Here is a 9,930-nt window from a genome sequence, read left to right as displayed (position 1 = left end):
CCGGCGCCGCCGCGGGGCCCGGACCCGCCGCGGGCCCGCAGTCCGGCCGCCCCCTCAAGTCCCGCGCGAGCGCCTCCGCGTACCGGCTGCAGCCCATGGCCGGGTACGGACCCCAGCGCGGCGCCCCCGCGCACCCGGCCGTGCGCCGCGCGCCGATCCTGCGGCTCCCGGACCGGGCCCGCGCCATGGTGCTGACCTTCGACGACGGGCCCGACCCGCGCTACACCACGGACATCCTGCGCATCCTGCGGCGCCACGACACCCGCGCGATGTTCTTCGTGTGCGGCGAGATGGCCGAGGCCCACCCGGACCTGCTGCGCGAGATGGCCGACGACGGGCATGAGATCGGCAACCACACCTGGAGCCATCCGCTGCTGCCCCGGCTGTCCCGCGGCTCGATCCGCCGCCAGATGGAGCGCACCTGCGACATCGTGGAGGGCGTGGTGGGCGCGCCGCCGGTGTGGTTCCGGGCCCCGTACGGCGCCTGGAACCGCGCCGCCTTCGAGCTCGGCGCGGAGCTCGGCATGGAGCCGCTCGCCTGGACCGTCGACACCCTCGACTGGCGCACGCCCGGCACCGGCGCCATCGTGCGGCGCGTCCTCGGCGGCGCGGGCCCCGGCGTCGTCGTGCTCTCGCACGACGCGGGCGGCGACCGCTCCCAGAGCGTGGACGCGCTGCGCGCCTATCTGCCCGAACTCCTTGACGCCGGATACCGGCTCACCGTACCGAGCCGCTATCTGGTGTGAGGTATTCGGTGTGATCCCCCGCGGTCTTTCGCCCGCCCCGGATTCCGTCTCGTACGGCGCGTCAGCGCACCTCGACCAGGCGGGCGAACGCCACCACGTTCCCGTCATAGCCGTTCCGTTTGGAGAAACCGCCGCCACAGGTGATGACCCGCAATTCCGGAGTGCCCCCGTTCCCGTACACGCGGTCCCCCGGGAAATTGTTCTTGTCGAACACCTCGATGCCATAGATCTCGAAAACAGCCGTGCGCCGGTCCCGGCGCAGAATCTCGACGCGATGTCCCTTCTTGAGCGAACCCAGGCCGTAGAAGACGGCGGGCCCGCGCTGATTGTCCACGTGCCCGACGACGACCGCCGTGCCCTTCTCGCCCGGGGACACCGCGCCGGTGAACCAGCCCGCCAGATTCGGGTCGTCCGGCGGCGGCGCGTCCACCCAGCCCTCGGCGTCCAGGCCGACGGCCATCATCGGCGCGTCCACGCGGATGGCCTTGACGCGGATGCGGTCGGCGGCCGAGAACGCCAGGGGCGCCGGGGCGCCCGCCTTGTCGGGGGCGCGGTCCGCCGCCGCGGCCGACGCGGGCTGCGGGGGGCCCACGTCGAACTCGCCGGAGCCATTGCGGATCAGCGCGAGCCCGGTCAGCAGAACCAGCGCCATGACGCCCCACGGCGCGCGCTTCCGCTGCCTTTCCGCCTCTTCGAACTCTTCCGACGGCTGGGACGAAGACATTCTCTATCCCCTCTCAACGCGGCATTCCGGCCGCGTCCATTGCGCGTATCAGCACGCTATGCGCAGCACGCGCGGCGTGCGAAAGGGCGGGAGCGAACGGGTGGCCCGCACCCCGGCCCGTGCCGGGGCATGCGCCATCCGAGTCGCCACCCGCAGGAATTTTCTGACGGTCCGTGACCTGCGGCAATATCGGCTCATGAGGACGCCCGTCGGCGTGTCTTCTCACCAGGACGGCCGATTCCCGAAATGCGGCCCCACGCGGCACGTCTGAGGGTCTGTCTGGGAGGCGCTCTCTCGCCGATCGACCGGGGACATGGTTGTCCCCGGGGCGCCTTCCGCGGAGGAAAGACCATGCGCAACTCTCGTGCACTGGCGGCCGTGGTCGCCGCCGGGGCCCTGGTCGGGTTCGCGGCGCCGTCCGCCGCGGCCTGGGCGGAACCCAGCAATATCGTCGCCATGCCCAGCGTCATCTCCCGTGGCGGCCAGCTCACCGTCACCGTCGACGGCAGCTCCTGCGGCTCGCCCGGCAGCTACGTCGAATCACGGGCGTTCCCGCGGACGAACCTGCACCCCATCCACGGCGGCTCCACCGCGAGCGCCACGGTCAAGGTCAAACACCACGCCCACCCGGGCGCGTACGACATCACGGCCCACTGCGGCGGCAAGTCGCTCACCCGGCCGCACGCCTTCACCGTCATCCACGGCGGTGTCCGCGGCGGTATCGGCGGCAGTACGACGTCCGGGGCGACGCGCACGGACATGGCGATCGGCGGGGCGCTGGTCGCGGCCGCCGTCGTGGGCGGCGGGGTGTTCTGGGTGCGGCGCCGGTCCGAGAGCAAGGTCTGACCGGCGGCTCGCGGGACCTGACCGCCGGTCTTCGCACACCGACGGCCGACCGGCCCGGCGCGTCCCCTTCCGCGCCGGGCCGCTCATCTGTTCAGGCGTCGTCCTGGCCGGCGCGGCGGCGCGTCCAGTAGTACGCCGTGCCGAGGACCCCGGCGATGAGGGCGCCGCCGAGCGCGATCTGCTGGGCGTCGAAGCCGTCCGAACTGCCGCCGACGCCCGCCTTGACACCTCTGGTGTGGTGGGGCGTGGGCTGGTGGCTGGGGTTGGACTGGCCGCCGCCGACGATGGTCAGGTCGGTGGTGCCCGACTCCTGACCGCAGGTGAACGTCACCTCGTACATGGCACCGGGCTTGGCGTCCCAGAAGACCTTCGCCGTCGCGGTCGTCCGGCCCTTGGGGATGGTGACGTCGTCGAAGACGCCGGACGTCACCTTGGTGTTGTTCTGGCAGCCGTCGACGCTCAGCGTGACCTGGCCGCCCGCGGCGATCGTGGACGGGGTGACGCGGAAGCCGAACGACGTGATGTTCTCCTCGCCCGCGACGGCCGCGGACGCCGGGGGCGCGGTGAGGGTCAGGGCGGTGGCGGTGAGCAGAGCGGCCGAGGCGACGCGTATCGCGCGCATGAGCAATCCTCCGGGTCCCGAGGAGCAGCCGCGGACCTTCTTCCGCTTGCGCCTGATGTGCACCTCGATGCCGTGAACGCTAGGCAGCCCCCCGGTCCGCCGCGATCGCTGTCGTACGAACGGGGCAACCCTGTGGGCCGGACAGGGGAACGAGGCTCACACACCGTGTGAGCGCCGCACCCGCACTGACCCGGCGCACACACTCCCCGCGCGGCCGCCGGGCGGGGTTGGATGACGCATATGCCGCACGGATGGGCGCCACGGGGGACAACGGGGGCATCCGGCGGCAGGGCCACCGGTACTTCCCCTGCGCCGGTGGCCCCCGCGGCAGCCGGGCGGGATCGGATCCATGCCTCCCGAAGGGGCGGTCCCGGCCCGGCCCCTGCGCGTCGCGGCCGGTCGATGAAGGCCGTGGTCAGGATGCTCGCGTCTCCAGCGCCGTCTTCAGCGCGAGGTTGTTGTTCGCCGTCAGGTACGGCTGGACCGTCAAGGCGCCGCCGGGCATCGCGTGCCGGGCGGTGGGGAACGTGTCGATGCCCTTGCGGGTCGCGATGTCGCCGAACAGACGGGCCGGCCGGACGCTGGGGCCCGTCGTGTCGTGTGGGGTGAGGTGGATGTCCCACACCGCGCTGTGCCCCTGGTGGTGCTCGGCCAGGCGGTGCAGCGGCAGGTCGGCGGAGAAGGCGCCGGTGTCGTCGATGTGGCAACGGGTGTGGACGGACAGGCCGTTGCCGTCGCGCAGGAGGGCCGTGAGCCGGTAGTGGTGGTCGCGGGAGTGGCTGCCGTGCAGGCTGCCGTCGAGTGAGATGCCGTCCGGGACGGTGGTGACGGTGCGGAGTTCGGCGTGCTGGGGCCGGTTCCAGACGCGCAGCGCGAGGTACCCGTTCTCGGTGACGTACGGGACGGCCGCGGCCGCGCCCGCTCCCGACGGGTGCGGTACGGGGGAGCCGACGAGGCGGCTGGTTTCCACCAGGCCGGCGTGGACGCGTCGGATGCGGCCGTCGGTGCCTTGCCGGAGGTGGACGTCCCAGCGGCCTTCGGCCGGCGGGCGGCCGCTGCGGTGCAGGATCAGTCTCTCGGCCTGATCGCTGGCGGTGGTGGCCTCGGTGGCGGGCCTGTGCCGGAAGGGGAGCTGTATCTCCGGGCCGAGCGTCTCGTCGCGCGGCCGCAGGACCAACTGCCAGGGGCCGTAAGGGAGATCGCGGGTCGGGACGCGGAAGAGCAGGGAGCCGTCCGTGGCGACCCGGCAGTCGACCGTGACGGGGGGCAGGGACTTGCCGATCAGGGCGGCGACACCGAGCCGTTCGGCGAGGACTCCCGCCCGCTGTCGCAGCGTGCGCGCGGGGTGCTCGGTGCGGGGGCGGGACGCCGGTGCGGTACCGGTCGTGAGCTTGGGGCGCAGGTCGGCAAGGAGCGCCTCGTACTGGCGGGCGATGTGGTCGGGGAGGAACCTGCGGGCCGAGAGGCGGGCCGCCTCGGCCATGCGGAAGCGCTCGGTGTCGTTCTCGATGAGGCGGCACAGGCCGTCGGCGAGGTGGTCCTCGACGGTCCCGTGTGCCGGGACGAGGAGGCCGTCCACGCCGTGGGTGATGATCTCGCGGGGGCCGTAGTCGCAGTCGGTGGCCACGACCGGTACGCCCAGACGCATCGCCTCGACGATGGTCATGCCGAACGATTCGGTGGAGCTGGAGACGGCGGCGAGGGCGCCCTTGGCCCACTCGGTGTCGATGGGCGTGTGCGGGCCCATGAGCAACACGTTGTCGTGCAGGCCGAGTTCGTCGATGCGGCGGCGGATCTTGGCGCGTTCCCGGCCGCGTCCGTAGATGCGCAGCGTCCAGTCGGGGTGGTGGGCGGCGACCTTGGCGAAGGCGTCGACGAGGCGGTCGTAGCGCTTGACGGGGATGAGGCGGCCCGCGGCGACGACGGTGCGGGAGGCGCCGGTGGCGGCCTCGGCCTCGGGTGCCGGGCAGCAGTTGGGGATGTGGGTGAGCCGGGTCGGGGCGTCCGGCAGAGCCGCCCGGTAGGCGCGCGCGTCGCCCTCGGAGACGGTGACGAAGGCGTCGAGCCGGGCGATGGCGGCGTCCTGGTCGCGGCGCAGCGGTTCGCGGTGGAAGGCGTGGGTGAGGTGTTCCTGGCCGATGCGCAGGTAGGAGCCGGCGGGAGCGTGGTCGGCCAGGAAGCAGACCAGGTAGGGGCGGGTGGCGATGACGGCGTCGCTGCCGGTGCGGCGCAGGAACTCGGCGAGCCGCCGCTCGCCGAGCCGGCTCGGCGGTGTCTTGCTCGTGTACGGGGCGTCGTGCGGGCAGACCGTGCCGCGGATGTGCTGGTCGTGTTCTTCACCGGCGTAGTGCTGTGCGGTGGGCCGCAGGTCCACGAGGTCGTGCACGCGCACACGGGGGTCGACGGGCAGGCTCATCCGGTCCGCGGTGCGGTAGTAGGAGACGATCTCGACCTCGTGGCGTTCGGCGAGGGCCGTGGCGAGATTGGTCGTCGCGCGGATCGTGCCGCCGATGCCGTACGCGTTGTAGAGCAGGAAGGTGATCTTCATCGGGGTGCCTCGCGGTCGCCGGTGGTCGGAAGAGCTCTCATGCCGTCAGCTTTCGTGAAGTCGCAATTCATCCGGTATCCGGCAGGGGGCTGGGCGGGGCCCGCCGAGTGGTGGTGACACCCCCGCCACCTGGCGGCAACCGCCGGCGGGGTGTGACAGTCAGCGGGGGCCGGGCGGGCCCGACGGGTCACTTCACGAGTTCGGCGACCTTGGTGACCTCGGCAAGGCACCATTCGAGTGGGCCGCGGCGGAAGAAGCACGACCAGCCGGCCGCGAACACGGTCACGGCCACGATGAACCCGGCCAGGACGCGCAGCGGAGAGCTCGGCAACTCCTCGATCCCCAGTACGTACATGCCGGCGATGTGGAAGACGTACGCGGTCAGGGACATGGCGCCGACCGCGATCACCGGCTTGACCAGGTGCCTGAAACGGGGCCATGCCTCGGTGGCGGCCAGGCAGGCGCACAGCACCAGGAGCGCCACACCGGTGCTGCCGACGATGGACGGGGTCGTCTCGCTGTGCGGCGACGCCACCAGAAGCCAGGCCGCCGTGTCGCTGGACGGATACTCGGCGACGTCGGACCACCAGGCGGACGTCACCGAACCGGCGCCCCACGCCGATCCGACGTGCGGGGAGGCCCCGCCCGGCACCAGGTGCAGGGCCAGCCAGGAACCGCCGTGCCCGACGACGGCGAGGGCGGCGCCGGTGACGGCGAGCCGTATGCGTACGGAGTGGGATGCGAGATCGAGACGGGCCACGGCCATGCCCGCGATCACGAAGGGGAGCCAGGTCAGGGCCGGATAGGTGCCGGTGAACAGCAGGGAGACGAGGCCGTCGGCGCCCGTCGGCCAGGTCCAGAAGGCGCCGTCCAGCCCGCCGTCCTCCAGCCGGAGGCGAATCACGTACAGCACCTGCGGCAGCACGAGCGCCCCGCCCGCCGCGATCAGACCGAGCGTGCGCGCGCTGAGCCGGTGGAGCGGCAGGACCAGCAGGAAGTACAGGCCGTAGAAGGCGAGGATGACGAAGACCGGGGCACCGGCGAGGGTCAGCGCCTGGCCGAGAGCGAGCAGGACGAACGCGCGGATGACGACCCGGGTGACGGCCTGCCGCCCGGCCCGCCCGGTCTTCGGCGCCCGCCGCCCGGTCAGCAGGATGAGGGAGAAGCCCGCGAGGAGCGCGAACAGCGCCGAGGACCTGCCGTGCGTCAGCTCCATGAGGAAGCCGGTGGCGCCGCCCTCCGACGGGTCGGGTCCCAGGTGTGCCGCGAACATCCCGAAGACGGCGAGACCACGGGCGAGATCTATCCCGACCAGGCGCCCCGTCGAAGGCCCGGCGGCCCGCTCGGTGCCGGCGGGGGTTTCCGCTGTGTGCTGAGTCATGCCTTATAGGCTGGAAAGACCGCAGGTCAGCGGGTATCCGACGGAAGCCGGGACGCACCCCGCCCGTCGGCGGGTATCCGGGGCACCCGCTCTCCCCCGGGCGGCTGGACGTGGCCCCCCGGGCGGCGGGAGCGCCCGCCGGGCACGCCGATTGCCAGGGCACACCGCATATCGTCGGCGGAGACCGGACGGCAGCGGTCGACGACCGCAGGACGAACAGCGAGGCGGGAAGCGTGATCCGGGTAGTGGTGGTGGACGACGAGGCGCTCGTCCGGTCCGGTTTCGAGCTGATCCTCAGCGCGGCCGACGACATCGAGGTCGTCGCCACCGCCCGGGGCGCGGACGCGGTGGACGCGGTGCGGCGCGAACAGCCCGATGTGGTGCTGCTCGACATCCGGATGCCCGATGTGGACGGCCTGACCGTGCTGCGACGGCTGCGCGAACTGCCCGAGGCGCCCGTCGTGGCGATGCTGACGACCTTCGACACCGACGAGTACATCGTCACCGCGCTGTCCTCCGGCGCGGCCGGCTTCCTCCTCAAGGACACCGAGCCGGATCAACTCGCCCAGCTCGTGCGGTCGTTGGCCGCGGGTGGCGTGGTCATGTCGCCGAAGGCGTCGCGGTCCATGCTGCGGAGCCACTCCAGGGCGGGCACGACGGCCGACGGCGCGGCGGCGGCCCGCCTGGAGCGGCTGACCGAGCGCGAGCGCCAGGTGCTCGTGCTGGTCGCCCACGGCCTGTCCAACGCCGACATCGGGGCCCGCGTCCATCTGAGCGCGGGCACCGTCAAGGACCACGTCAGCGCGATCCTCGGCAAGCTGCGGGTCAGCAGCCGGGTGCAGGCCGCGCTGCTCGCCCAGCGCTCCGGCCTGCTCGACCACGACCGCCCGGCGGACACGGAAGAAGCCCGGTGAGCCGAGGGGCCGCGCCATGGCGGCGCGTGCCGCGCCCGGTCGTCGATGGGGGCCTGGTCGCGCTTGCCGCGTTCGACGTGTGGCAGAACCTGTTCTTCTGGGGGGCGACCAGCAGCCAGTTGGCGGTCGCGACGCTCGCGTGCGGCGCGCTCCTCTTCAGGCGACGCTTCCCGCTCACGGTGTTTCTGCTGACGGTGCCCGCCTCGCTGCTCGTCGAAATGGTCGTGGCGCCGCTCGCCGCACTGTTCACGCTGGGCGACCGCTCCTGCTCCCGTTGGCTGCTCGCCGGGTGCGCCACCCTCAGCGCCGCCGCCTCGGTCGTCCCGTGGCCGCCGTCGGGGATCGCGTCGGACGACCGCACCTGGACGCTGATCCAGTTCGTGTACCTCCTGGCCATGGCTGCCACGCCGGTCCTTCTCGGGCAACTCGTCCAGGCCCGGCGGGACGTGGGACGCCAGCTCGTCGAGATCGAGGAACGCCGCGAGCACGAGCAGACCCTGCACGAACAGACCGTCCTGGCCCGCGAGCGCGCCCAGCTCGCCCGCGAGATGCACGACGTCGTCTCGCACCAGGTGAGCCTGATCGCCGTACGCGCGGGAGCCCTTCAGGTCGCGGCGAAGGACGTGGACGCGCGGGAGGCGGCCCGCACGATCCGCTCGCTCAGCGTGGGCACCCTCGACGAACTGCGCCACATGGTCACCCTGCTGCGCGCCTCCGGCACCACCCCCACCGAGCTCACCCCGCAGCCCACCCTCGCCGACCTGCACCGCCTCGTGGCCACCAGCGCCATCGACGCCCAACTGACCGGCGATTTGCCCGACGGCATCGGCGCCACCGCGCAACGCACCGTCTACCGCACGGTGCAGGAAGCCCTCACCAACGTACGCAAACACGCCCCCGGAGCCATCGCGACGGTGCGCCTGTGGCACCACGACACGCACTTCGGCGTAGAGATCATCAACACCCCGCCGAACCGCCCCTCCCTGCCCCTGCCCGGCTCCCACCTCGGGCTCATCGGCCTGAAGGAGCGGGCCGAACTGCTGGGCGGCACCCTGCGGGCGGGGCCGACCCCGGAGGGCGGATACGTGGTGCGGCTGCGGGCACCCTGGGAAGCCGAGTGACGCCCCGCTCACGGGCCCTCAGTCGCGCGCGCCGGGGAACAGCGCCTCGAACGGCTCGGCCGTCGCCGCGATGCCCCGGCTGTAGGGGGCGTCGAAGTCCCAGATGAGGAAGAGCAGGAAGGCGATCAGGGCGGAGAAGAGCCCGGCGAGGATCAACTCGCGGGCGGTGCGACGGATCTGCAGCGCGAAGATCAGGCCCACCGTGACCAGACCGCCGCTGATCAGCCCGAACCAGACGACGCCCGGCATGGTGGCGTCCGCGCTGTCGGCGCGGTTGCCGCGGGCGTCGTCGGCGAGCGCGACCTGGTCGATCAGGGGCTGGTACGCCTGGGCCTGGAAGTCGTCCCGGGGCTTGTAGTCGGTGACGTCGTTGCGCAGCCGGGTGAGCAGTTCGTCCCCGCGGTCGGTCATCTCGCCGCTGTCGGTCATGACGTCCCACTCCGCGTTCACGACATGGCCGACATACGCCGTTACGTCGTCACGGATCCGCTTGCGCTCCTCTGCCGGGTACACCCGCACCCGTTCATGCACCTCGTGCAGCGCCTGGGCCTCGGCACGCACATGATCCTGGGCGGCGCTGCGGGCCTCCCACACACCGGCGATGGCGAGGCCGAGGACGATGGCGTACACGACGCCGATCATCATCGTCATGTACTCCATCACGTCGGGTGTTTCCGAAGTGTCGTAGTCCGTGGAGGTTCGTCGGTGCCGGAGCACCACGATGACGAGGACGACGGCGCACGCGGCGGCCATCGCGAGGGTGAGAACAAGCCATTCCGACAAGGGGTCCTCCGGCGGTCAGCGCGGTCGCAGCGCGGCGACGGCGAACACCGCGGGCGCGGTGACGAGCAGGGTGAGCGAGACCAGCGACGGCCCGCCGCGGGGCGGCTGCTTGCGCGGCGGGGAGTGGTACGCGGGGTAGACGACGGGCTTGGGTGAGGGGGTGGGGCGGCGGGTGCTGGGGGTGGGTGCGGGTGTGGGGTCGGCAGGGGGTGTGGGCTGGGGTTTCGGGGGCGGTGGGGGAGTGA

At 72.5% G+C, this 9,930-nt stretch carries 9 protein-coding genes and 1 pseudogene; 4 read left to right on the top strand and 6 right to left on the bottom strand.

Annotation, left to right across the window (positions count from 1 at the left end):
* A partial coding sequence (locus tag STRAU_RS28120; protein WP_037662412.1) for a polysaccharide deacetylase family protein occupies positions 1 to 746 on the top strand: 746 nt, incomplete at its 5' end.
* 61 nt (positions 747 to 807) lie between these two features.
* On the opposite strand, the gene STRAU_RS28115 is transcribed toward STRAU_RS28120, so the two are convergent.
* Positions 808 to 1,470 carry a class F sortase gene (locus tag STRAU_RS28115; RefSeq protein WP_037662410.1) on the bottom strand — a complete coding sequence of 221 codons (663 nt, stop codon included), beginning with the start codon at positions 1,468 to 1,470 and terminating at the stop codon, positions 808 to 810.
* A gap of 351 nt (positions 1,471 to 1,821) precedes the next feature.
* Between STRAU_RS28115 and STRAU_RS28110 the strand changes: the two genes are divergently transcribed.
* On the top strand, positions 1,822 to 2,316 hold the full coding sequence (locus STRAU_RS28110) for a hypothetical protein (RefSeq protein ID WP_037662407.1): 495 nt from the start codon (positions 1,822 to 1,824) through the stop codon (positions 2,314 to 2,316).
* 91 nt (positions 2,317 to 2,407) lie between these two features.
* Here STRAU_RS28110 and STRAU_RS28105 read toward each other — a convergent pair whose 3' ends face one another.
* From STRAU_RS28105 to STRAU_RS28095, 3 genes are all read right to left on the bottom strand, one after another.
* Positions 2,408 to 2,938: a hypothetical protein gene (locus STRAU_RS28105; RefSeq protein WP_037662405.1), complete on the bottom strand. Its 531-nt coding sequence runs from the start codon at positions 2,936 to 2,938 to the stop codon at positions 2,408 to 2,410.
* A gap of 415 nt (positions 2,939 to 3,353) precedes the next feature.
* Positions 3,354 to 5,486 (bottom strand): glycosyltransferase family 4 protein, encoded by a 2,133-nt coding sequence (locus STRAU_RS28100; RefSeq protein ID WP_016643803.1) that lies wholly within the window; start codon positions 5,484 to 5,486, stop codon positions 3,354 to 3,356.
* Between the two features lie 187 nt (positions 5,487 to 5,673).
* Positions 5,674 to 6,867, bottom strand: coding sequence for a DUF418 domain-containing protein (locus tag STRAU_RS28095; protein ID WP_016643801.1), 1,194 nt, complete (start codon positions 6,865 to 6,867; stop codon positions 5,674 to 5,676).
* A 233-nt stretch (positions 6,868 to 7,100) separates the two neighbouring features.
* Here STRAU_RS28095 and STRAU_RS28090 point away from each other — a divergent pair, with 233 nt between their 5' ends.
* Together STRAU_RS28090 and STRAU_RS28085 are read left to right on the top strand one after the other, a co-directional pair.
* Positions 7,101 to 7,781 (top strand): response regulator, encoded by a 681-nt coding sequence (locus STRAU_RS28090; protein ID WP_078621525.1) that lies wholly within the window; start codon positions 7,101 to 7,103, stop codon positions 7,779 to 7,781.
* Complete coding sequence (locus STRAU_RS28085) at positions 7,778 to 8,902, top strand: sensor histidine kinase (RefSeq protein ID WP_106968072.1); 1,125 nt, start codon at positions 7,778 to 7,780, stop codon at positions 8,900 to 8,902. The genes STRAU_RS28090 and STRAU_RS28085 overlap by 4 nt, the downstream gene beginning before the upstream one ends.
* Positions 8,903 to 8,920: 18 nt before the next feature.
* On the opposite strand, the gene STRAU_RS28080 is transcribed toward STRAU_RS28085, so the two are convergent.
* Both STRAU_RS28080 and STRAU_RS40665 read right to left on the bottom strand, forming a co-directional pair.
* Positions 8,921 to 9,685 (bottom strand): bestrophin-like domain, encoded by a 765-nt coding sequence (locus STRAU_RS28080; RefSeq protein WP_078621523.1) that lies wholly within the window; start codon positions 9,683 to 9,685, stop codon positions 8,921 to 8,923.
* A 15-nt stretch (positions 9,686 to 9,700) separates the two neighbouring features.
* Positions 9,701 to 9,930: pseudogene (locus STRAU_RS40665) on the bottom strand (hypothetical protein); the annotation flags it as partial.

The sequence above is a fragment of the Streptomyces aurantiacus JA 4570 genome, assembly GCF_000414115.1.
Taxonomy (GTDB): domain Bacteria; phylum Actinomycetota; class Actinomycetes; order Streptomycetales; family Streptomycetaceae; genus Streptomyces; species Streptomyces aurantiacus_A.
Note: the sequence above shows the minus strand (reverse complement) of the source record. Positions and strands in the feature narration are given on the sequence as shown.

Bases quoted from the DNA above. Each gene is read 5' to 3' on its own strand.
- STRAU_RS28115 (WP_037662410.1), bottom strand. From the start codon at position 1,470: ATGTCTTCGTCCCAGCCGTCGGAAGAGTTCGAAGAGGCGGAAAGGCAG.
- STRAU_RS28110 (WP_037662407.1), top strand. From the start codon at position 1,822: ATGCGCAACTCTCGTGCACTGGCGGCCGTGGTCGCCGCCGGGGCCCTG.
- STRAU_RS28105 (WP_037662405.1), bottom strand. From the start codon at position 2,938: ATGCGCGCGATACGCGTCGCCTCGGCCGCTCTGCTCACCGCCACCGCC.
- STRAU_RS28100 (WP_016643803.1), bottom strand. From the start codon at position 5,486: ATGAAGATCACCTTCCTGCTCTACAACGCGTACGGCATCGGCGGCACG.
- STRAU_RS28095 (WP_016643801.1), bottom strand. From the start codon at position 6,867: ATGACTCAGCACACAGCGGAAACCCCCGCCGGCACCGAGCGGGCCGCC.